This window comes from Streptomyces spectabilis (assembly GCF_008704795.1).
Lineage (GTDB): Bacteria > Actinomycetota > Actinomycetes > Streptomycetales > Streptomycetaceae > Streptomyces > Streptomyces spectabilis.
Genome location: NZ_CP023690.1, coordinates 3,284,335 through 3,309,172, shown reverse-complemented (window position 1 = coordinate 3,309,172; position 24,838 = coordinate 3,284,335). Strand labels below are relative to the sequence as shown.

The following is a 24,838-nucleotide window of genomic DNA, read 5'->3' as shown; positions in this document are numbered from 1 at the left end:
CGAACGAAAGGGGGCTGCCCGGGATGTCCGACTCCACCGAGCAGAAGCTTCGAGAGTATCTGCGGCGGGTCACGACGGACCTGCAGCGAGCGCGGCGGGAGCTGCACGACGTGCGGGCGGCCGCCCGCGAGCCGATCGCGATCGTCGGCATGGCCAGCCGCTTCCCGGGCGGCGCCCGCACCCCCGACGAGCTGTGGGAACTGCTCCGCGACGGCGGTGACGCGCTCACCGAGTTCCCCGCCGACCGCGGCTGGGACCTCGACCGGCTCGCCGACCCCGACCCGGAGACGCCCGGCACCACGTACCTCACCAAGGGCGGCTTCCTGGCCGACGCGGCCGGGTTCGACGCCGAGTTCTTCGGGATCTCCCCGCGCGAGGCGCAGGCGATGGACCCGCAGCAGCGCGTCCTGCTCGAAGCGTCGTGGGAGGCCCTGGAGAGCGCCCGCATCGACCCGGCGTCGCTGCGCGGCAGCTCGGGCGGCGTGTTCGTCGGCGTGATCCCGCAGGAGTACATGCCGCGCGCCGGGGAGACGCCCGAGGAGCTGGAGGGCTTCGTGCTCACCGGCGGCACCACGAGCGTCGCCTCGGGCCGGATCTCCTACGTGCTGGGCCTCCTTGGCCCGACGGTGACCCTGGACACGGCCTGCTCGTCGTCGCTGGTGTCGATGCACCTGGCGGAGCAGGCGCTGCGCGCCGGTGAGTGCGACATCGCCCTCGCGGGCGGCGCCACCGTGATGTCGGGCCCCAGCGTGTTCGTGGAGTTCTCGCGCCAGCGCGGCCTCGCGCCCGACGGCCGCTGCAAGGCGTTCGCGGCCGCCGCGGACGGCACCGGCTTCTCCGAGGGCGTCGGCGTCCTCGTTCTCGCGCGTCTGTCGGTGGCCCGGGAGCGCGGCCTGCCCGTGCTCGCCCTGGTCCGGGGCAGCGCGGTGAACTCCGACGGCGCCTCCAACGGCCTGACCGCGCCCAACGGCCCCTCGCAGCAGCGCGTCATCCGCCAGGCCCTCGCCGACGCCGACCTGTCGCCCGCCGAGGTCGACGTGGTCGAGGCGCACGGCACCGGCACGAAGCTGGGCGACCCGATCGAGGCCCAGGCCCTGCTCGCCACGTACGGGCGGGCGCGCACGGCCGACGCGGACGACCGGCCGCTGCTGCTCGGCTCGTTGAAGTCGAACATCGGCCACACGCAGGCCGCCGCGGGCGTCGCGGGCGTGATCAAGATGGTCATGGCCATGCGCCACGGCATCGTGCCCAGGACCCTCCACGTCGACGAGCCGACCTCGGCGGTGGACTGGTCCTCGGGCACGGTCGAGCTGGTCACCGAGGAGCGCCCCTGGCCGGAGACGGGGCGGCCGCGCCGCGCGGCGGTGTCCTCGTTCGGGATCAGCGGCACGAACGCGCACATCATCCTTGAGCAGGCTCCGGTGGAGGAGCCGGTGGAGGAGTCGGCGAGCGGTTTGCTGCCGGTGGTGCCGGTGGTGGTGTCGGCGCGTTCGGCGGGGGCGTTGCGGGCGCAGGCCGAGCGGTTGGCCGCTGTGGTGGGTGCGGGTGCCGCGCCGTTGGATGTGGGGTTGTCGTCGGCCGGTTCGCGGTCGGTGTCGTTCGAGCATCGTGCGGTGGTGCTGGCGGCCGACAGCAGTGAACTGGTCGCTGGGGTGGAGGCGTTGGCTGCTGGTGAGTCGGTGGCGGGTGTGGTGTCGGGGGTGGCGGGTGAGGGGCGCACGGCGTTCCTGTTCACCGGGCAGGGGGCGCAGCAGGCGGGGATGGGGCGGGAGTTGTATGACACCTTCCCGGTGTTCGCCGCGGCTTTCGACGAGATCTGTGCCGGGTTCGAGGGGTTGCTGCCGGGGTCGTTGAAGGAGGTGGTGTTCGGCGGTGGCGGGCTGGATGAGACGGGGTGGACGCAGCCCGCTCTGTTCGCCTTTGAGGTGGCGTTGTTCCGGTGGGTGGAGTCCTTGGGTGTGGTGCCGGACTGTGTGACCGGGCATTCGGTCGGTGAGCTGGCGGCGGCGCATGTGGCGGGGGTCCTGTCGCTGGAGGACGCGTGCCGGGTGGTGGCCGCGCGGGGCCGTCTGATGCAGGCCCTGCCTGCGGGCGGGGCGATGGTGGCGGTGCAGGCGCAGGAGGCCGAGGTCCTCCAGCTCCTGGAGGGCCATGAAGCCCAGGCGGGGATCGCGGCGGTCAACGGGCCGACGTCGGTGGTGATTTCCGGGGCCGAGGACGTGGTCACGCGGATCGCGGAGGTGCTCAGGGAGCGGGGTCGTAAGACGAACCGGCTCGCCGTCAGTCATGCCTTCCACTCCCCGCTGATGGAGCCGGTGCTGGAGGAGTTCCGGGCGGTCGTGGAAGGGGTGACCTTCGCGGAGCCGGTCATCCCCATGGCCGCGGATGCCGCGCTGGTGTGTTCGCCCGGGTACTGGGTGGAGCACATCCGGGGCGCGGTGCGTTTCGCCGATCACGTCGTCAGGTTGCGGGAGCGGGGCGTGACCCGGTTCCTGGAGATCGGCCCGGACGGGGTGCTGACGGCGATGGGCGCGCAGAGTGTGGAGGCGTCGTTCTTCGCGTTGCAGCGCCGGGAGCAGCCGCAGGTGCGGGCCGCGCTGGCCGGTCTGGCCCGGCTGTATGCGGCCGGACACACCGTGGAGTGGACGCGGCTGTTCACCGGCACCCCGGCGGCCCTGGTCGACCTGCCGACCTACCCCTTCCAACACCAGAACTACTGGATGGCGGGCCCGGCGTCCGGCGATGTCGTCTCGGCGGGGCAGGTGGCGGCCGACCACCCGATGCTCGACGCGGTGGTGCGCGTGGCCGGTGCCGACGAGGTCGTGTTCACCGGGCGCCTCTCGGCGCGGACGCACGCCTGGGTGGCCGAGCACGAACTGGGCGGCCGCGCCCTGGTGCCGGGCACCGCGCTGATCGACATGGCCATGGCGGCGGGTGACGAGGTCGGCTGCGCCGGTGTGGACGAGATGGTGGTCACCGCGCCGCTGCGCGTCCCCGAGTCGGGCGGCGTACGGGTCCAGCTCGTGGCGGACGAGCCGCGGGACTCCGGGCACCGGCCGTTCGCGATCTACTCCTGCCCGGAGACCGGCCAGGAGGCCGGGGAGGAGGAGTGGACCTGCCACGCCACCGGCGTCCTTGCCCCCGAGGCTCCGGAGCCCGCGTTCGAACTCACCCAGTGGCCGCCCGCGGGCGCCGATGCCGTGGCGACCGAAGGGTTCTACGACCGGCTCGCGGAGAGCGGCTACGTCTACGGACCGCTGTTCCGCGGCCTGCACTCCCTGTGGCGCCGCGACGGCGCCGCGGGCACCGAGCTGTTCGCCGAGGTCGCGCTGCCGGACGGCGCGGACACCGCGCGGTTCGGCATCCACCCGGCCCTGTTCGACGCGGCCATCCACCCGCGCGTCGTCGCCGCGATCGCCGACGCGGGCGAGGACTTCACGCTCCAACTGCCGTTCGTGTGGAACGAGATCTACCTCTACGCCACCGGCGCGCGGGCCCTGCGCGTGCGCGTGGTCGTCGACGCCGAGACCGACGGCAAGACGTCCTGCCGGGTGCAGCTCGCCGACGAGGCGGGGCAGCCGGTCGCCGAGGTGCGTTCGGTGGAGGCCCGCCCGGTGTCGGCCGATCAGCCCGCGGGCCGTGACGAGACGGCCGGTTCGCTCTTCGGCGTGGACTGGACCGCCGTCGAGGTGGATCCGGCCGAACCGGCCGGTCGCTGGGCCCTGCTCGGCACCCCCGCGGCGCCGGTCGGAGAGGCTCTGGCGGTCGAGCGCTGCCCGACCCTGGACGACGCGGCCGGGGCCGACGTGCTCCTGTCCTTCCCCGTCGGAGAGCCGCGCGGCGACGTCGTGACCTCCGTGCACGACTCGGCCGCCGCGACCCTGGACCTGGTGCGGGAGTGGCTGACCGACGAGCGGTTCCTGTCGGGCCGCCTCGTCGTGGTGACCCGCGGCGCGGTCACGACCGGCCGGGACGGCACCGCGCCGGACCTGGCGGGCGCCGCCGTGTGGGGCCTGCTGCGGTCCGCGCAGGCGGAGCACCCCGAACGGATCGTGCTCGTGGACGTCGACGACGACCCGGCCTCGCTCACGGCCCTGCCCGTGGTGCTCGCGGCGGGCCACGACCAGGTCGCGGTGCGCGCCGGCGCGGTGTCCGTGCCGCGCCTGGTCCCGCAGGCCGCGACGGACGCCGCCACACCGGAGTTGGCGCCGGGCGGCACGGTTCTGATCACGGGTGGTACCGGGGCGCTGGGTGCCTTGTTCGCCCGGCACCTGATCACCTCGTACGGTGTCGAGCACCTGGTCCTCACCAGTCGCAGAGGTGAAGAGGCGCCCGGCGCGGCGGAGTTGGCCGACGAACTGACCCGGCTCGGGGCGCGGGTGCGGATCGTCGCCTGTGACGCATCGGACCGCGAGGCCCTCAGGGCCGTCCTCGACGCCGTGCCCGCCGACCACCCCCTCACCGGCGTCGTCCACACCGCCGGCGTCATCGACGACGGCATCATCACCGCCCTCACCCCGGAGCGCGTCTCGGCCGTCCTGCGGCCCAAGGTCGACGCCGCCTGGCACCTCCACGAACTCACCCACGACCAACCCCTCACCCTCTTCGCCCTCTTCTCCTCCCTCGCGGGCACGCTGGGCAACGCGGGGCAGGCCGGTTACACGGCGGCCAACCACGTCCTCGACGCGCTCGCGCAGCGGCGCAGGGCCGATGGTCTGCCCGCCGTGTCGCTCGGCTGGGGCCTGTGGGCCACCGAGGGCGGCATGCAGGCCGGGGCCGCAGAGCAGCTGAAGCGGACGGGCCTGCGGCCCATCGCGCCGGAGGGCGGGGCGGCCCTGTTCGACCGGGCGCTCGCGCTCGACAGCGCGGTGACCCTGCCCGCCCGGCTCGACCTGCGGACGCTGCGGTCCGGCTCCGTGCCGGTCCCGGCGATGCTGCGCGGCCTCGTCGGGCGCACGTCGCGCCGGGTGGTCCGGCAGGGCGCGGGCGACCAGCGGGCGCTGGCCGGACGGCTCGCCGCGCTGCCCGAGCAGGACCGGCACGAGCACGTCACCGACCTGGTGCGGACCGAGGTGGCCGCGGTGCTCCAGTTCGGCGCGGGCGAGCGGATCAGCGAGACCGCGCCGTTCCGGGACCTGGGCTTCGACTCCCTCACGGCCGTCGAGCTGCGCAACCGCCTCACCGCGGTCACCGGACTGCGCCTGTCGCCCGGCGTGGTGTTCGACTACCCGACGACCTCGGCGCTCGCCGCGTACGTCCTGGCCGAGCTGAGCGGCGACCTCGCGGCCCCGGCCGCGGCCGTCGCGGCGGCGGTGCCGGGCTCGGGCGGCGCCAACGAGCCCATCGCGATCGTCGGGATGGCCTGCCGCTTCCCCGGCGGCGCGCGGACGCCCGAGGACCTGTGGCGGCTCGTCGCCGACGGCGTGGACGCGATCGGGGACATGCCGGACGACCGCGGCTGGGACATCGAGCGGCTGTGGGACCCGGACCCCGACAAGCCGGGCACCTTCTACACGCGCGAAGGCGGATTCATCCACGACGCCGCCGAGTTCGACGCGGGCTTCTTCGGCATCTCGCCGCGCGAGGCCCTCGCGATGGACCCGCAGCAGCGGCTGCTCCTGGAGACCTCCTGGGAGGCCCTGGAGAGCGGCGGCATCGACCCGCAGTCGCTGCGCGGCAGCGACACCGGCGTCTACACAGGCCTGACCGCGCAGGAGTACGGAGCGGGCGCGGGCGCGGCCGAAGGGGGCGCAGAGGGCTACCTCCTGACGGGCTCCACGACGTCCTTCGGCTCCGGCCGGATCTCCTACGTCCTCGGCCTCGAAGGCCCGACGATGTCCATCGACACGGCCTGCTCGTCGGTCCTCGTGTCGCTGCACCTCGCCTCGAACGCGCTGCGCAGCGGCGAGTGCGGCCTCGCGCTCGCGGGCGGCGCGACCGTCATGGCGCAGCCCATCGGGTTCGTCGAGTTCTCCCGGCAGCGCACCCTCGCGCCCGACGGCAGGTCCAAGGCGTTCGACGAGTCCGCCGACGGCACCGGCTGGTCCGAGGGAGTCGGCCTGTTCGTCCTGGAGCGGCTCTCCGACGCCCGGCGCAACGGGCACACCGTGTTCGCGGTGGTCCGGGGCAGCGCGGTGAACTCCGACGGCGCCTCCAACGGCATGACCGCGCCCAACGGCCCCTCGCAACAGCGCGTCATCCGCCAGGCCCTCGCCAACGCCGGTGTCGCACCGGCCGACGTGGACCTCATCGAGGCGCACGGCACCGGCACCCAGCTCGGCGACCCCATCGAGGCCGAGGCCCTGATGGCGACGTACGGTCGGGAGCGGCCCGCGGACCGGCCGGCCTGGCTCGGCTCGGTGAAGTCGAACATCGGGCACGCCCAGCACGCCGCCGGAGCCGGCGGCCTGATCAAGGCGGTCATGGCCCTGCGGCACGGCGTGCTGCCCAAGACCCTGCACATCGACAAGCCGACCTCGGCGGTCGACTGGTCGGCGGGCACGGTGGAGCTGCTCACCGAGGCCCGCCCGTGGCCGGAGCTCGACCGGCCGCGCCGGGCCGCGGTGTCCGCGTTCGCGCTCAGCGGCACCAACGCGCACGTCATCCTGGAGCAGGCCCCCGACACCTCGGCCGGGCCCCCGGCCGAGGTGTCCCTGCCGGTGGTGCCGTGGGTGCTCTCGGCCAAGTCGCCGCTCGCCCTGCGCGCGCAGGCCGAGCGGCTGCTCGCCCTCCTGGAGTCCGGCACAGGGCCGGAGGCGCTCGACGTCGGGTTCTCGCTCGCGCAGCGCTCCGCGTTCGACCACCGCGCGGTGCTCGTCACCGGTGGCGGCGCCGAGGCCCTGGCGGGCCTGCGGGCGATCGCCGACGCCGACGCGCCCGCCGCCGGGGACGGCCGGACCGCGTTCCTGTTCACCGGGGCCGCCGACGGACCGGAGCGCGCGCTGTACGAGACGCTGCCCGCGTACGCGAAGGCGTACGACGAGATCCTGGCCGGACTCGGCGAACAGGGCGCGAAGGCGGCCGGGTTCGCCGCGGAGGTGGCACTGTTCCGCCTGGTCAAGGCCTGGGGCGTCGGCGTCGGCTGCGTCGCGGGCACCGGCGTCGGCGAGATCGCCGCCGCGCACGTCGCCGGGGCGCTCTCCCTGGCCGACGCGGGCCGCCTCCTGACGGCCGGGGACCCGGCCGACGTGACGTACGACGAACCCCGGATCCCCGTGGTGTCGCTGCGCACCGGCCGCCCGCTCACCGCCGGGGAACCGCTGGGTCTCGACGGGACCGAGGGCAGTGCGGCCGCCGGGCGGTGGCTCGCCGAGCACGGCGTGACCCGGTGCGCCGAGTCCGGAGCCCAGCGGGTGCTCGACGGCTCGGTGGCGCTGCGCGCCGAGGGGCGCCCGGCCGTGCACACCGTGCTCGGCGGCCTTGGCGAGCTGTTCGTCGCCGGGGCGTCCGTCGACTGGGCGGCCGTGTTCGCGGGCACCGGAGCGGGCCGCACGGCCCTGCCCACCTATCCGTTCGAGCGCCGCAGGTACTGGGCCGCCGAGTCCGGCGCCACCGGCGACGGCGAGGGCGCCGACGCCGCCGGGCACGCCCTGCTCGGCGCGGCCGTCGCCGTGGCGGGCCGGGACGAGACGGTGTTCACGAGCCGTCTGTCGCTCGCCGCCCGGCCGTGGCTGGCCGACCACGTCGTCGCCGGGGTGCCGGTGCTTCCCGCGGCGGCCCTGGTGGACCTGGCGATCGGGGCCGGGGACGCCACCGGCTGCCCGGACCTCGCCGAACTCACCGTCACCGAACCGCTCGTGCTGCCCGCCGAAGCCGCCGTCCGCGTACAGGTCGTGACCGGGGCGCCCGACGGGGCCGGGCGGCGGACCGTGGGGATCTACTCCCGGCCCGCCGAGGGCCCCGGCGCGGACGGGGACGGCACCGCGCCGGACTGGACCCGCCACGCCACCGGCGTGCTCGCCCCCGCCGCGGAGCGGGCCGACGCCGAACCGGCCGCCTGGCCCCCGTCCGGGGCCACGGCGGTGGACTGGGCCTACGAGGACCTCGCCGACGCCGGTCACCGGTACGGCGAGGCATTCCAGGGCCTCACGTCGGTGCTGCGCCGGGGCGAGGAGCTGTTCGCCGAAGTCCGCCTGCCCGAAGGGGCGGCGCAGGACGTCGACGGCTTCGGGATCCACCCGGCCCTCCTGGAGGCCGCCGTGCAGCCGCTGCTGATCGGCGGATCCGGGGCGGGCCCGGACGGCTCCGCGCTCCTCCCGCTCGCCTGGGAGGGCGTCTCCCTGCACGCCGCCGAGGCGACGGCCGTGCGCGTGCGCCTGGCCCCCGCCGGTCCCGACGCGTTCCGTCTGGAGGCCGTCGACGAGGCCGGACTTCCCGTACTCGAAGCCGCGTCCGTGCGCCTGGCCCCGGCGGCCCTGACGCCCCGGGACGGCGGCGCGGCCCCGGTGTCCGCCGCCGCGGCCCGGCTGTTCGCACCGGAGTGGACACCGGTCGCACCGGTGCCCGACGACGAGCCGGAGAGCCTGCTCGCCCTGCTCGGCGACACCACAGACGACCTCGCCGGAGACCTGGCGGCCATCGCGCCGCTGCGCTTCGGCGACCCCGCCGAGGCGGCGGCGTCCTTCACCCCCTGGGACGTGCTCCTGGTCGAGCCGTCGCGGCCGGACCCCGCCGGGGGCCCGGTGGCCGCCGCACACCGGGCCGTGGCGCGGGCGCTGGAGGCGGCCCAGTCCTGGCTGGCCCAGGAGGACCTGCCGGACAACCGCCTCGTCGTGGTGACCCGGGGCGCGACGGCCGTCGACGCGCAGGACGGCGTACGGGACCCGGCCGGTGCCGCCGTGTGGGGCCTGCTGCGCTCGGCGCAGGCGGAGCACCCCGACCGGATCGTGCTCGTCGACCTGGACGACGACCCGGCCTCCGTCGACCAGCTGCCCCTGGTGGCCCAGGCGGGCGAGCCCCAACTCGCCGTACGTGCCGGTCAGTTGTTCGCGCCGCGACTCGTGCCCGCGGCCGTGCCGGACGCGGCGCCGCCCGCCCTCGTGGACGGCGGCACCGTGCTCGTCACCGGCGCCGACGGGGAGCTGGGCGCGCTGTTCGCCCGGCACCTGGTCACCGCGTACGGCGTGCGGCACCTGGTGCTCGCCACCACGCGCGGCCCCGGCTCGCCCGCCGAGCGGCTGCGGGACGACCTCGCGGCGCTGGGCGCGACGGCCGCCGTGGCGGTCTGCGACCTGGCCGACCGCGAGGCCGTGCGCGCGCTGCTCGCGGACCTCCCGGCCGAGCACCCGCTGACCGGAGTGGTGCACACCGAGAACGTCCTGGACGACGGGGTGTTCACCGCCCTCACCCCCGAGCGCGTCGCGGCCGTGCTCCGGCCCAAGGTGGACGCGGCCCGGCACCTGCACGAGCTGACCGCCGACGCCCCGCCCGCCCTCTTCGCGCTGTTCTCCTCGGTGGTCGCCGCGCTCGGCAGCCCCGGGCAGGCCAACTTCGCCTCGGCGAACGCCTACTTGGACGCCCTCGCCGCGCATCGCAGGGCGAGCGGCCTGCCCGCCGTGTCCCTCGCCTGGGGCCGGATGGTCGAGGGCGGGCAGCCGGGCTTGCGGGTGATCGCCGCGGACGAGGCGTGCGAGCTGTTCGACGACGCCCTCGCCACCGGGCTCGCCGTGGTCGCGCCCGCGCCGCTCGACCTGCCGGCGCTGCGCCGCGACGCCGCACAGGTGCCGGTGGTGCTGCGCGGACTCGTGCCGCGCGGCGAGCGCCGCAAGGCCGGCGCGGACCGGGCGGGCGACCGGTTCGCGCGGATGGGCCGGGCCGAGGCGGAGACCCGTCTGCGCGACCTCGTACGTGCCGAGGCGGCCGCCGTGCTCGGCCACGCGGCGCCGGACCACCTCCAGTGGGAGGTGTCCTTCCGGGACTCCGGCTTCGACTCCCTGTCCGCCGTGCAGTTCCGCAACCGGCTCGGCGAGCAGACCGGTCTCTCCCTGCCGACGACGCTGGTCTTCGACTACGCCTCGCCCGGGGTGCTCGTCGACCACCTGCTGGAACGGCTCGCCCTCACCGACGGCGTCAGCAAGCGCTCGGCCCTGGCCGAACTGGACAAGCTGGAGGCCGTCCTGATGGCCGTCCCGGTCGACGTGGCGGCCGACGGGGAGTCCGGCCGCACGGAGATCGCCGCCCGCCTCGACGCCATCCTCACCCGCTGGAACAAGGCCTGGACCGACGCGCGGCCCGACGCGGTCCCCGGCACCGGCGAGACGGACCTGGCCGCCGCGATCGAAACCGCGACGGAGAACGAGGTCTTCGACTTCATCGACCGGGAACTCGGCCGCGCTTCCGCCCAACCGAACCGCTGACCACCAGGAGACACGGTGAACTCACCCACCCGATACGCCGAAGCCCTACTGACCGGCATGCTCGGCACCTTCGGCCTGAACATCGAGTACGTCCGGGCGGAGCGGAACTCCCTGTACTACCTGGACGAGACCGGCGCCGAGGTGCCGGTGCTCGACCTGGTCGGCGGCTGGGGCTCGCTCATGCTCGGCCACAACCACCCGGAGATCGTGGCGCACGCCAAGAAGCTCCTCGACACGGGCTCGCCCGTGCACTCGCAGTTCTCCGAGCACCCCGTCGCCGACCGCGTCGGCGAGGTCCTCAACGGGATCATCGGCCGGGAGTTCCCCGGCGCCGAGCCCTACCCGGTGATCTTCGCCAACAGCGGCGCGGAGGCCGTCGAAGCGGCGGTCAAGCACTGCGAGTTCGACCGCGCGCTGCGCCTGAAGAGCCTGTTCGAGCAGATCGAGTGGAACGTCGACGTGGCCGTGAAGGCGGTCGCCGACGGCTCCGCGCGGCTGCCGGACGACACCTCCCTGCTGCCCGGCGACGTGCCGGTGCCGACCACCGCCGAGGAGTTCGGCGCGCTGCTCGGCGCGGTGGCCACGCACAACGTCGGCCTCGTGGGCACGAGCCCGGTGTTCTTCGCCCTGGAGCGGGCGTTCCACGGAAAGCTCCTCGGCAGCACCCAGTTCACCTTCAACCCGACGTTCCGCGCCGCGTTCACCTCGCTCGGCCTGCCGGTGACCTTCGTACCGCCGAACGACGCGGCGGCGCTGGAGAGCGCCCTCGCCGAGCACCGTCCGGCCGCGCTCGACGTCGAGGTCGTGGACGGCCGGGTCACCCTCGTCGAGCGGCCCTTCCCCGTCATCGGCGGGCTGATCGTCGAGCCCATCCAGGGCGAGGGCGGCATCCACGCGCTGACGCCCGAGTACGCCGCCCGCGTCCGGAAGATCTGCGACGCGGCCGGGTGCCCGGTCATCGTCGACGAGATCCAGACTGGCATGGGCCGCACCGGGAAGTTCTTCGCCAGCGCCCACATCGGGCTGCTCGCCGACTACTACCTCCTCGGCAAGTCCCTCGGCGGCGGCATCGGCAAGACCTCCGCCATGCTGGTCCGGCAGTCGCGCTACCGCCCCGAGTTCGAGCTGGTGCACAGCTCGACCTTCGCCAAGGACGGCTTCACCACGTCCGTCGCCCTGCGCACCCTCGAACTCCTCGAAGCCGAGGACGGGGCCGCCTACGACCTGGCCGCGGAGCGCGGCGAGCGCGTCCTCGGGGTGCTGCGCGACCTTGCCGCGGAGTACCCCGACGTGGTGCTCGACGTCCGCGGCAAGGGCCTGCTCATCGGCCTGGAGTTCGCCGACCAGAGCCAGGCTTCGTCCCCGGTCATCCGCGAGAAGGCGGCCGCGGGCCTGCTGGTCTTCCTGATCGGCAGCTACCTCCAGCTCGTCCACCGCATCCGTACGGGACCGACGGCCAGCGTGCCCAACATGCTGCGGATCGAGCCCTCGATCCACCTCACCGACGAGGAGATCGAGCAGCTGCGCACCGGTCTCACCGACGTCTGCCGGATCCTGCGCCACCAGGACGCGCTGCCGCTGATCCACCCGCTGACCGGCGCCGCCGACCAGCCGCGCACCGAGATCCAGGACTTCAGGACCGAAGCGGCCGACGCGGGCCCGGCGGCCGAGCCCGCCACCCACAAGGTCGGGCTCGTCAGCTACCCGCCCACCCCGGACGCGCTGCGGCAGCTCGACCCGTCGCTCGCCGACCTGGACGACGCGGCGCTGCTCGCCTACGTCCAGCGGTCCGAGCTGCTCAAGGACCTGCCCGCGACGGCCCCGGTCCGCTACACCTCGCCGCAGGGCGCTTCGGTCGACCTCACCGTCTACCCGCTCCTGGTGTCGCAGCAGCAGCTGCGCGCGTACCGGACCACCGGGCAGACCTTCCTGATCGGCCTCGACCTCGACCGCCGGGTGCGCGCGGCCAAGGCGGACGGCTGCGAGACCGTCGGCATCGGCTTCGGCCTCGGCACGGTCGGCGACCACGGCGGCGCGCTGCGGGTGCCCGGGGTCACGGTGACCGCGGGCAGCACCCTCGCGGTCGGCGCGACCCTGGCCGCCCTCGAGCAGCCCGCGCTCGAACGCTTCGGCGACCTGGGCGGGTTGACGGTCGCGGTCGTCGGCGGCGGCGGCCGCGTCGGCTCGGCCCTCGGCGCGCTCAGCGCCGAGTACGTCGCGAAGATCGTCCTGGTGGGCAGCGGCCGGGAGGGCTCGGCCGAGCGCCTGCGCGCCACGGAGCACCGGATCTACCAGGACGCGTGGGCGCGGATCGCCGCCGGGGGAGAGCTGACCGGCATCGCGGCGGCGCTCGCCGCCGAGCCGCTCGTCACCAAGTGGCTCGCCGACGGGCGCTCCGGTGACGAGCCGAGCGCCGAGGCCATCGCCGCGCATCTCGCCGATTCCTACGACGAGAATCCGTTCGTCCTCACGACCGACGACCTCTCCGCCCTGCGGAATGCGCACGCGGTGATAGCGGCGCATTCGAGTCCGGTTCCGGTACTCGTGGAGAAGCATCTCGCCCAGGGCGCGGTCATCGCCGATCTGTCCTTCTTCGGCACCGGTGCGGAATCAGCCATTGTCGCCGGGCGGGACGATTTGCTTTACCTTCGGGGTGGTGTCCTCTCGGTACCGGAGGATACTATTCTGCCGCGTGGTTTCAATGGTCCATTGAACACGGGTGAATTGCTGGCGGGGACCGCGGAAGCAATCGTCCTCGCACTGTCGGGCGCCGGCGGAACGCTGAGCCAGGGCGCCATTACCCAGGAACGGGTGCACGCAATCATCGACCTCGCCCGGCAGCACGGGTTCGAGGCGATTTCCGCCTGACGGCTGCCAGGAATTCAGCTCGCCGGACCATCGGCCGATGGTCCGGCCTGATCGACAAAGGGTAAGTGAATGTCAGAGTCAGCAGAATCCGGAGTGAAAGTGGCGGTGGATCCCACAGCGGATCCGCACTACGCCAAGCGCTGGTTAATCCTCGCGGTCATCGGTGTCGCCCAGTTCACGATCTTCCTGGACACCACGGTCGTCAACATCGCGCTGCCGTCGGCCCAGGCCGACCTCGGGTTCGGTGACGGCGACCGGCAGTGGGTCGTCACGGCGTACGCCCTCGCCTTCGGCAGCCTCCTGCTGCTCGGCGGCCGGGTCGTCGACCTGATCGGCGCCAAGCGGTCGCTGATGATCTCGATCGTCGGCTTCGGCATCATGTCGGTGCTCGGCGGCGCGGCCAACGGCTTCGCCATGCTGGTGACGGCGCGCGCGCTGCAGGGCGCCTTCGCCGCCCTGGTCGCACCGGCCGCGCTGTCGTTCCTGCTGACCGTGTTCACCGACCCCAAGGAACGGGTCAAGGCGTTCGGCGTCTACGGCGCGCTCGGCAGCGGCGGGCTCGCGCTCGGCCTGCTGCTGGGCGGCGCCCTCACCGACTGGCTCGACTGGCGCTGGTGCCTGTACGTCAACGTCTTCTTCACGGCGGCGGTGTTCGTCGGCGCCATGCTGACCATGCAGAACCGGCAGGCGGAGCACCGTCCGGACAAACTCGACCTGCCCGGCACGGTGACGGCGTCCGTCGGTCTGTTCTGCCTGGCCTACGGCCTGTCCAACGCCGACGACGGCGAGTGGGGCAGCGCCGACGTGTGGGGCCTGCTCGTCGCGGGCGGCGTCCTGCTCGTCGCGTTCGTCCTGTTCGAACTCCGCATCCGCACTCCGCTGCTGCCCATGCGGATCGTGCTGCACCGCAACCGCGGCAGCGCGTATCTGGGCATGTTCCTGCTGGGCATCGGCCTGTTCGTGCAGTTCCTGTTCCTGACCTACTACCTCCAGCTGATCCTGGACTTCTCGGCGATCGAGAGCGGTCTGGCGTTCCTGCCGATGATCGTCGGCATCGCGATCGGCGCGACCACCATCCCGCCGGTGCTCGAACCGAAGCTCGGCTCGCGCGTGCTGATCCCGGGCGGGCTCGTCCTCGCCGCCGTGGGCTCGTTCTGGCTCGGCCAGCTCAGCGTCGACAGCTCGTACGCCGGCGGCATCCTCGCGCCGATCTTCATCGCCGGGGTCGGCTTCGGGCTCGTGGTGTCCCTGGGTGCCGCGGTCGCCACGGTCGGGGTCGAGCCGCAGGACGCCGGCGCCGCCTCCGCCCTGGTCAACACGGTCCAGCAGGTGGGCGGTTCGATCGGCACCGCGCTGCTCAGCACCCTGGCGATCACCGCGGCGGACAACTTCGTCGAGGGCAAGCCGCCCACGCCGCAGCTGGCCGCCGAGGCCTCCGTGGAGAGCTACACCACGGCGTTCTTCTGGGGCGCGGTGGTCTTCCTGGCCGGGGCGGTCATCTGCGGCCTGCTCTTCGACCGCCACGTGACGGCGCAGCCCGACGCTGAACTGGGGGAGGCGGCCCCGGTCCCCGGCATGTGAGTCGACCTTCGTCCGCGGGTGCGTGGGGGCTGGTCGCGCAGTTCCCCCCGCCCCTTGGGGTAGTGCCCGTTCGGGAGCGCCCCGAAGGGGCGCGGGGAACTGCGCGCTCAGCCACGACGCACCCGCAGCCGATGTACGACGGCCGCCTCGCTGGTACTTGGTCTCAAGTACCAGCGAGGCGGCCGCATTTGGTGTCCGGGGGCCCTGGGGCCAGGCGGCCCCACTGGATTGACTGGGCCGCACGGAGTGATGTGACCTACCGAGGAGGACTTCGTGACAGCAGTGGCCGGTGAGCGGGCGGACGTGACGACCGGATCGGCGGTGGACGCGGCGGAGCTGTTGCGGCGCGCCCGCGAGCTCGCTCCGCTGATCCGCGAGCACGCGGTGAAGACCGAGCAGGACCGCAGGCTCGCGGAGGAGGTCGTGGTCGCGCTGCGGGACGCCGGGCTCTTCCGGCTCACGACGCCGGCCCGGTTCGGCGGCTACGAGCTGCGGATGCCGGACCTCCTGTCGATCGTCGTCGAGGTCGGCAAGGCCTGCGGCTCGGCGGGCTGGAACCTGTCGATCGACACCGCGTCGACCCGCTTCGCCCTGAACGCGCTGCCGGAGACGGCACTCGAGGACGTGTTCGCGGGCAACCCCGACGCGTACGTGATCTCCACGGCCCATCTGACCACGACGAAGGCGTGGCGCACCGAGGGCGGGTTCAAGGTGTCCGGCACCTTCCCGTGGAGCTCGGGCTGTGAGATCGCGGACTGGGCGTACATCCCGGTCGTGCACGTCTACGACGGCGACGAGCAGACCACGGACCTCGTGGGCGTCGTGGTGCCGATGAGCGACCTGCGGATCGAGCGGACCTGGCACTCCGCGGGCCTGTCCGGCTCCGGCACCCACACCGTCGTGGCCGAGGACGTGTTCATCCCGGAGCGCCGGGCGACCCCGTTCAGCCTCACGGACCTCGTGGGCGAGGACCACCGGGACAGCATGCTCATCCAGGGCAGCGCGCAGTCGCTCGCCGCGATCGTGGGCGCGGCGCAGGGCGCCCTGGAGGTCACCAAGGCGCACCTGGACAAGGGCCGTCCGATCACGTACGCGAACTTCGAGCGGGCCGCGGACGCGCCGTCGGTGCAGATGTGGTTCGGCGAGGCCGCGCACCTCATCGAGACCGCCCGGATGCATCTGACGGAGGTCGGCCGGGCGCTCGACGGCATTCCGGAGACCCAGCAGATGCCGTGGGCGGACCGGGCGCGGATCCGCATGCACGAGAAGTCCGCCCAGGAGAAGTCGCGGGCGGGTGTGGAGAAGCTGCTCGACGCGGTCGGCGGCAGTGCCTTCGCCCTCTCGAACCCGCTGCAGCGCCTGTGGCGCGACATCGCGGTGATGAGCCGGCACAACGCGCTCAACGCACCGCTCATCCTGGAGGACTACAGCCGTGCGGTCCTCGACGTCCACCCGGCGGTGACCCTGCTGTACTGAGGTCTTTGCCCCGGCCCCTTGAAAGGGCGGCCGGAGCAATTCTTCGCCCGTGCGTCGGTATGACCCGGTGGCCGAAAGAAATCGGTGTCCGGGCCATACCGGCGCGCCTTTTTGTTTGTCGCGCGTTGCTCTCGGCCACCAGATTCCGCATCGTGTTTTGGGCCCCGGCGACAAGCCAGTACTTGCGCGCGCATTGTTGACTGCACGGCATGAGACAGATCGCCGTGGTCGGATTGGCTTGTCGGTTCCCTGGGGCCAGCGACGGCCACGAGTTCTGGCAACTGCTGCGAAGCGGTACCGACGCGATTCGCGAGGCCCCCGACGACCGCTGGCGCGGCGCCGAACTGCCGCACCGCCTGGGCGGGTTCGTCGACGGCATCGACCGGTTCGACGCGGGCTTCTTCGGCGTCTCGCCGCGCGAGGCCGCCGCGATGGACCCCCAGCAGCGCCTGATGCTCGAACTGTCCTGGGAGGCCCTGGAGGACGCGCGGATCGTCCCCGCCGCCCTCGGCGGCGGCGACACCGGCGTGTTCGTCGGCGTCATGTACGACGACTACGCGGCGCTCCAGGACCGCCTCGGCGAGGCCGGGATCGGCCGCCACACGATGACCGGCACCCGGCGCGGCATCATCGCCAACCGCGTCTCGCACCACCTCGGCCTGCGCGGCCCGAGCCTCGCCGTCGACACCGCGCAGTCCTCCTCGCTCGTGGCCGTCCACATGGCCTGCGAGAGCCTGCGCCGCGGCGAGTGCGGCGTCGCCATCGCCGGCGGCGTGAACCTCAACATCCTGGCCGAGACGACGCTCGGCGCGGCGCGGTTCGGCGGCCTGTCGCCCGACGGCCGCTGCTTCACCTTCGACCGGCGGGCCAACGGCTTCGTCCGGGGCGAGGGCGGCGGCGCCCTGGTGCTCAAGCCGCTGGCCGCCGCGCTCGCCGACGGCGACGACGTCTACGCCGTCCTCAACGGCGGCGCCATGAACAACGACGGCGCGGGGGAGGGCGAGCACGCGGGCCTGACCGTGCCCAGCGGAGCCGCGCAGGAGGAGGTCGTCCGGCAGGCGTACCGGCGCGCCGGTGTGGCCCTTCGCGGCGTGCAGTACGTGGAGCTGCACGGCAGCGGCACCCGGGTGGGCGACCCGATCGAGGCCGCGGCGCTCGGCGCCGCCCTGGGGCACGCCCGGCAGCAGGACGCGCCGCTCGCGGTCGGTTCGGTCAAGTCCAACATCGGGCACCTGGAGGGCGCGGGCGGCATCGCCGGGCTGCTCAAGGTGGTCCTCAGCATCCGGCACCGGCAGCTGCCGCCGAGCCTGCACTTCACCGCGCCGCCCCCGGACATCCCCCTCGACGACCTCCGCCTGCGGGTGCAGACCGAGCTGACGCCGTGGCCCGAGCCGGAGAAGCCGCTGGTGGCCGGGGTGAGTTCGTTCGGCATGGGCGGCACGAACTGCCACCTGGTGGTGAGCGAACCCCCGGCGGCCACGCCCGCGCCCGAGGCCGACGGGCGCCCGGCCCCCGGCGCCCTCGCCTGGCCGATCTCCGGCCGCACCCCCGAAGCGCTGCGCGCCCAGGCCGCCGAGGTCCTCGCCTTCGTCGACGGGCAGGCCGTGGACCCCGCGGACGTCGGCCTCTCCCTCGGCGCCACCCGGACCGCCTTCCGCCACCGCGCCGTCGTGGTCGGCGCCGACCGGGCCGAACTCCGCCGCCGCCTGGCCGGGTTCGCGGGCGGCGCGGCCGTCGCGGGCGTGGTCGAGGGCCAGGCCACCGCGGACGGCAGGACGGTCTTCGTCTTCCCCGGGCAGGGCTCGCAGTGGGCGGGCATGGCGGTTGGACTCCTGGATTCCGTACCGGAGTTCGCCGCGTCGATGCGCGCCTGCGAGGAGGCCTTCGCGCCCTACGTCGACTGGTCCCTGCACGAGGTGCTGAGCGACGCCGCGGCCCTTGAGCGGGTGGACGTCGTCCAGCCCGCCCTGTTCGCCGTGATGGTGTCCCTGGCCGCCGCGTGGCGCTCCTGCGGGGTCGAGCCCGCGGCGGTCGTCGGGCACAGCCAGGGCGAGATCGCCGCCGCGTGCGTGGCGGGCGCCCTGTCCCTGGAGGACGCCGCGCGCGTGGTGACGCTGCGCAGCCAGGCCATCCTCGCGCTCTCCGGGCACGGCGGCATGGTGTCGGTCCTGCGCTCCGCCGCCGAGGTGCGCGAGCGGCTCGCCGAGTGGGACGGCGCGGTGTCGGTCGCCGCGGCCAACGGCCCCTCGTCGGTGGTGCTCTCCGGCGACGCCGACGCCCTGGACCGGCTCGTCGAGCGGTGGACCGCGGACGGCGTCGAGACCCGCAGGATCGCCGTCGACTACGCGTCCCACTCGGCCCACGTGGAGCGGATCGAGGAGCGGCTGCGCGCCGCCCTCGACGGAATCCGGCCGCGGACCTCGGCGGTGCCGTTCTACTCCACGGTGACCGGCGGCCTCCTGGACACCGCCGCGCTCGACGCGGCGTACTGGTACCGGAACCTGCGGCAGACCGTGGAGCTGGAGCGGACGGTCGAGGCGCTGGTGCGGGACGGGCACGGGGTGTTCGTCGAGTGCAGCCCGCACCCGGTGCTCGTACCGCCGCTGCGGGAGACCGTCGAGCGCGCCGGGGTCGCCTCCGGCGTCGTCACCGGCTCGCTGCGCCGGGGCGAGGGCGGACCCGAGCGGTTCCTCACCTCGCTCGCCGAACTGCACGCGCGCGGCGCCGACGTGGACTGGTCGCGCGTGTTCGCCCTGCGCGGCGCCCGGACGCTGCGCCTGCCCACGTACGCCTTCCAGCGCGAGCGGTACTGGCTGGCCGAGGCCACCGCGCGGGCGGCGGCTCCCGCCGTCCCCGAGCCCTCGGGCGCCGAGGCCCCGGCGGCCGTGACGGCACCCGCCGTCCCCGCGGGGCCCGGACTGCTCGCTCTCGTACGGTCGACCGTCGCGGTGGTGCTCGGGCACGCGGACGGCGGCGCGGTGGACCCGGGCACGACCTTCAAGGAGCTCGGCTTCGACTCGCTGTCCCTGGTGGAGCTGCGGGACCGGCTGAGCACGGCGACCGGTGTCGCGCTGCCGTCCGGGACGCTGTTCGGCCACCCGACCCCGTCCCGACTGGCGGCACACCTGCGGACGTTGGTGCCGGGAGCCGCCGCCGAGCAGGCCGCCGACGAGGGGGCCGCCGCCGTCGCCGCGGCGGCCGACGAGCCGATCGCGATCGTCGGGATGGCCTGCCGCCTGCCCGGCGGCGTCGCCTCGCCTGAGGACCTGTGGCGCCTCGTCCTGGACGGCACCGACGCGATCTCGGAGTTCCCCGCCAACCGCGGCTGGGACCTCGACCGGCTCTACGACGCGGACCCGGACCGGGCGGGCACGACCTACGCCCGGCACGGCGGATTCCTGCACGACGCCGACCGGTTCGACCCCGAGTTCTTCGGCATCTCGCCGCGGGAAGCCCTCGCGATGGACCCGCAGCAGCGGCTGCTCCTGGAGACGTCGTGGGAGGCCCTGGAGCGGGCCGGGCTCGACCCCGCCGGGCAGCGCGGCGCGTCCGTGGGCGTCTTCGTCGGAGCCATGGCGCAGGACTACGGCCCCCGGCTGCACGCCGCGCACGCCGAGTCCGACGGCTACCGCCTGACCGGCAGCACCATCAGCGTGGCCTCCGGCCGCATCGCCTACACGCTCGGCCTCCAGGGCCCCGCCGTCACCGTGGACACCGCGTGCTCCTCGTCACTCGTGGCGCTGCACCTCGCGGCCCAGGCCCTGCGCGCGGGGGAGTGCTCGCTCGCCCTCGCCGGGGGCGTCGCGGTGATGTCGACGCCCGGCATGTTCGTGGAGTTCAGCAGGCAGCGCGGCCTCTCCGGCGACGGCCGGTGCAAGGCGTTCGCCGCCGCGGCCGACGGCACCGGCTGGGCCGAGGGCGCGGGCACCGTCGTCCTGGAACGGCTCTCGGACGCGCGGCGCAACGGGCACCGCGTCCTCGCCGTGGTGCGCGGCAGCGCGGTCAACCAGGACGGCGCCTCCAACGGCCTGACCGCGCCGAACGGCGTCGCCCAGGAGCGGGTGATCCGGCAGGCGCTCGGCGGCGCGGGGATGTCCCCCGCCGACGTCGACGTGGTCGAGGCGCACGGCACCGGCACGACGCTCGGCGACCCCATCGAGGCCGAGGCGCTCGCCGCCACGTACGGCCGCGGCCGGACGGCGGACCGCCCGCTCCTGCTCGGCTCCCTGAAGTCCAACATCGGCCACGCCCAGGCCGCCGCCGGGGTGGCCGGGGTGATCAAGACGGTGCAGGCCCTGCGGCACGGCACGGTGCCGATGACCCTGCACGTCGACGAGCCGACCCCGCACGTGGACTGGGCCGCCGGGGGGCTCGACCTGGTGACCGAGGCGCGCCCCTGGCCACGGACCGGCCGCCCGCGCCGGGCCGGGGTGTCCTCGTTCGGCATCAGCGGCACCAACGCCCACGTGATCATCGAGCAGGCCCCGGACGAGGTCGCCCCGGACGAGCAGGCCCCGGACGAGCGGGAGCCGGAGTCCGCGCGGGCGGCCGGGGCCCGCCCGGTGCAGGGACCCGTGCTGCCCTGGGTGCTCTCCGCCGCCGCCGAGGACGCCGTCGCGGACCAGGCCGCCGCCCTCCTCGCCTTCCTGGACACGCACCCCGGCCTCGACCCGGTGGACGCCGGGTTCTCCCTCGCCGCCTCCCGCGCGGGCCTGCCGCACCGGGCCGCCGTCGTCGCGGCGGACCTGCCCGCGCGGCGCCGGGGCCTCGCGGCGCTCGCCGAGGGGACCGACGCCCCCGGCGTGGTGCGCGGCACCGCGCGCGAGCCGGGCGGGGTGGTGTTCGTCTTCCCCGGCCAGGGCTCGCAGTGGGCCGGGATGGCCGTGCGACTGATCGACACGGCCCCGGTGTTCGCCGCGTCCATGCGGGCGTGCGCCGAGGCCCTCGCGCCGCACGTCGACTGGGACCTGTTCGAGGTCATCGGCGACGCCGCGGCCCTTGAGCGGGTGGACGTCGTCCAGCCCGCCCTGTTCGCCGTGATGGTGTCGCTCGCCGCGCTGTGGCGGTCCCACGGCGTGGAGCCCGACGCCGTGGTGGGCCACTCCCAGGGCGAGATCGCGGCCGCGTGCGTGGCCGGGGCGCTCGACCTGGCGGACGCGGCGAAGGTCGTCGCCCTGCGCAGCAAGGCCATCCTGGCGCTCTCCGGCACCGGCGGCATGGTCTCCGTCGCCCTGTCCGAGGACGCGGCCGCCGCCCGCCTTCGCCCGTGGGAGGGCCGGATCTCGGTGGCCGTCGTCAACGGCCCGGGGGCGGTCGTCGTCGCCGGTGCCCTGGACGCCCTCGACGAGCTCGTCGCCGCGTGCGAGGCCGACGGCGTGCGGGTCAAGCGGCTCCCGGTGGACTACGCGTCGCACTCGGCGCCGGTGGAGCGGATCGCCGACGACCTCGCCGGGCTCCTGACCGGCCTCGCGCCGCGCCCCGCGGCGATCCCGTTCTACTCGACGGTGACCGCCGACGTCCTGGACACCACCGCTCTGGACGGCGCGTACTGGTACCGCAATCTGCGCCGGCAGGTGCGCTTCGCGGAGACGGTCGGCGTGCTCGCCGAGCGCGGGCACTCGGTGTTCATCGAGGTCAGCCCGCATCCGGCGCTGACCACCGCGGTCGAGGACCTGGTGGAACACGCGGTCGCCGTCGGCTCCCTGCGCCGCGACGACGGCGGCCCCGAGCGCTTCGTGACCTCGCTCGCCGAGGCGTACGCGCGCGGCGTGCGCCCCGACTGGCGGGCCGTCTTCCCCGGCGCCCGGCCCGTCACCGTCCCCACCTCCGCGTTCCGGCGGCGGCGCTACTGGCTGGAGCAGGCGCGGACCGACGCGTCGGCGGACGTCGAGGCGGCGGGCCTCGCCGCGGCGGACCACCCGCTGCTCGGCGCCGTGGTGGACCTGCCGGACTCCGGCGGCGTCGTGCTCACCGGACAGCTCTCCCTGCGGGCCCAGCCGTGGCTGGGCGACCACGGGCTCGGCGCCACCGCAGTCCTGCCCGGCGCGGCCTTCGCCGAACTGGCGATCCGCGCGGGCGACGAGGTGGGCTGCGACCAGGTGGCGGACCTGACCTGCGAGGTGCCGCTGGTCCTGCCGCCGCAGACGGCGGTCGCCGTCCGGGTCACGGTCGGCGACGAGGACGAGTACGGCCGTCGCGAACTGGCCGTCCACGCCCGCCCCGCGGACGGCTCCGGCGGCTGGACCCGGCACGCGAGCGGCCTGCTCGCCTCCGGCCCCGCCGAGGAGTTCGACCTGACCGCGTGGCCGCCGCCGGGCGCCGTCGCCGTGGACTGGGACGGCGGCTACGACCGCTGGACCGCGCTCGGCTACCACTACGGCCCGGCGTTCCAGGGCCTGCGCTCCTGGTGGCGCCGGGGTACGGAGATCTTCGCCGAGGTCGCGCTGCCCGAGGAACTCGCCGCGGACGCGGGCCGGTTCGGGCTGCACCCGGCGCTGCTCGACGCCGCGCTGCACGCCGCCGTCGCCGAAGGGCCCGACTGCCGGCTGCCGTTCTCCTGGCAGGGCCTGTCGCTGCGGGCCACCGGCGCCGCCGCGCTGCGCGTGTGGATCACGCCGGACGGCACGGACACCCTCACGCTGCGGCTCGCCGACGGCACCGGGGCGCCCGTGGCGTCGGTGGAGGCCCTCGCCCTGCGGCCGATGCCCGCGGGCGAGCCGGCCGCAGGGCCGCCCGACGCCCTGTTCCGCGTGGACTGGACCGAGGCACGTGTACCGGAGGCCCCCGGCGCGCCCCCGTCGTGGGCGGTCGTCGGCACGGACGACCTCGCGACCGGCGCGCCCCTCCACGCCGACCTCGACGCGCTCGCCGCCGCGGGACCGGTCCCCGGGACCGTCCTCGCCCCGCTCACCGCGGCTCCCACCGCGACCGGCACCCACGCCGTGGCGGGCCGCGCCCTGAGCCTGATCCAGAAGTGGCTGGCGGACGACAGATTCGCCACCTCAAAGCTGGTCTTCATAACCCGCGACGCGGCACCCGGGCCCCGAAGGGGCGCGGGGAACTGCGCGACCAGCCACGACGAATCCGCAGAGAACCACTCCGGCGTCGCAGGGGCCGCAGTATGGGGCCTGCTCCGCACAGCGCAGCGCGAGCACCCCGACCGCTTCGCGGTCATAGACCTGGACACCCACAAGGCGTCCGCCGCCGCACTGCCCGGCGCCCTGGCCACCGCCGAACCCCAGCTGGCGCTCCGCGAGGGGCGCCCGTACGCGCCCAGGCTCGCCCGCGCCACCGGGCTTCCGGCCGCGCGCCCCGACCTGGCGAAGGGCACGGTCCTCGTCACCGGCGCCACCGGCACCCTCGGCGGACTCTTCGCCCGGCACCTGGTGACCCGGTACGGGGCGGAGCACCTGCTGCTGACCAGCAGGCGCGGCCCCGACGCCCCCGGAGCGGCCGAACTCGCCGCGCAGCTCACCGAGTTGGGCGCCGAGGTCACCGTGTCCGCCTGCGACGTCGCCGACCGGGACGCGCTCGCCGCGCTGCTCGCGGCGGTCCCCGCCGAGCGGCCGCTGACCGGCGTGGTGCACGCCGCCGGACTGCTCGACGACAGCGTGCTCGAAGCGATGACGCCGGAGCAGCTGGGCCGGGTCCTCAGGCCCAAGGTCGACGCCGCCCTCAACCTGCACGAGCTGACCCTCGGGCTCGATCTGTCGATGTTCGTGCTCTTCTCCTCGGTCGCCGGGATCCTCGGCCTGTCGGGACAGGCCAACTACGCCGCCGCCAACGCCTTCCTGGACACCCTCGCCGAGCACCGCGCCGCGCGGGGCCTGCCGGGCGTGTCGCTCGCCTGGGGCCTGTGGGCCGAGGCCAGCGGCATGACCGGCCACCTCGCGGACGCCGACCTGGGCCGGATGCGCCGCGCCGGGCTCGCCCCGCTGACGTCGGCGGAGGGCCTGGCCCTCTTCGACGCCGCGGTCGCCTCGGGCTCGGCCCTGCTCGTCCCGGCCAGGATCGACCGGGCCGCCGTACGGGCGCACGGATCGGTGCCCGCGCTGCTGCGCGGCGTGGTCCGCGAGCGGGTCCGCCGCGCGGAGGCCGCGGCGGGCGGGCCCGCCGGTGGCGTCCCGCTCGGCGAGCGCCTGGCCGCCCTGTCCGCGCCCGAGCGCGCGGAGGCCCTGCTCGCCCTGGTGCGCGAGCACACCGCCACCGTCCTCGCCCACGGCACGCCGGACGGCGTCGACCCGGTCCGCACCTTCAAGGAACTGGGCTTCGACTCCCTGACGGCCGTGGACCTGCGCAACCGCCTGGGCACGGCGACCGGGCTCCGGCTGCGGGCGACCCTGGTGTTCGACTACCCGACGCCGTCCGCGCTCGCCGCCCACATCGGCACCGCGCTCGGCCCGGCCGCACCCGCCGTACCCGAACCGGCCGCACCCGCCGCGGCGGCCGCGGAGCCCGCGCCGCCGGACGACGGGCTCGACGGCCTGGAGCTCGACGAGCTCTTCGATCTCATCGATGGCGAACTTGGCACGTCCTGAACGGGGGTCTTGTGAACAACG

General features: G+C 74.9%; 5 protein-coding genes. All 5 read left to right on the top strand.

Annotated features, from left to right (window positions below; genetic code table 11):
* Positions 1 to 23: 23 nt before the first annotated feature.
* The 5 genes from CP982_RS14265 to CP982_RS14245 all read left to right on the top strand — a co-directional run bounded on the left by CP982_RS14265 (position 24) and on the right by CP982_RS14245 (position 24,817).
* Positions 24 to 10,355 carry a type I polyketide synthase gene (locus tag CP982_RS14265; protein WP_150510878.1) on the top strand — a complete coding sequence of 3,444 codons (10,332 nt, stop codon included), beginning with the start codon at positions 24 to 26 and terminating at the stop codon, positions 10,353 to 10,355.
* Positions 10,356 to 10,370: 15 nt separating this feature from the next.
* Positions 10,371 to 13,223 (top strand): aminotransferase class III-fold pyridoxal phosphate-dependent enzyme, encoded by a 2,853-nt coding sequence (locus CP982_RS14260; protein WP_229878893.1) that lies wholly within the window; start codon positions 10,371 to 10,373, stop codon positions 13,221 to 13,223.
* A gap of 69 nt (positions 13,224 to 13,292) precedes the next feature.
* Complete coding sequence (locus tag CP982_RS14255) at positions 13,293 to 14,804, top strand: MFS transporter (protein ID WP_170316415.1); 1,512 nt, start codon at positions 13,293 to 13,295, stop codon at positions 14,802 to 14,804.
* 273 nt (positions 14,805 to 15,077) lie between these two features.
* On the top strand, positions 15,078 to 16,280 hold the full coding sequence (locus tag CP982_RS14250) for an acyl-CoA dehydrogenase family protein (protein ID WP_150510876.1): 1,203 nt from the start codon (positions 15,078 to 15,080) through the stop codon (positions 16,278 to 16,280).
* A gap of 209 nt (positions 16,281 to 16,489) precedes the next feature.
* Positions 16,490 to 24,817 (top strand): type I polyketide synthase, encoded by an 8,328-nt coding sequence (locus tag CP982_RS14245; RefSeq protein WP_150510875.1) that lies wholly within the window; start codon positions 16,490 to 16,492, stop codon positions 24,815 to 24,817.
* Positions 24,818 to 24,838 lie beyond the last annotated feature (21 nt).

Bases quoted from the DNA above. Each gene is read 5' to 3' on its own strand.
- CP982_RS14255 (WP_170316415.1), top strand. From the start codon at position 13,293: ATGTCAGAGTCAGCAGAATCCGGAGTGAAAGTGGCGGTGGATCCCACA.
- CP982_RS14245 (WP_150510875.1), top strand. From the start codon at position 16,490: ATGAGACAGATCGCCGTGGTCGGATTGGCTTGTCGGTTCCCTGGGGCC.
- CP982_RS14265 (WP_150510878.1), top strand. From the start codon at position 24: ATGTCCGACTCCACCGAGCAGAAGCTTCGAGAGTATCTGCGGCGGGTC.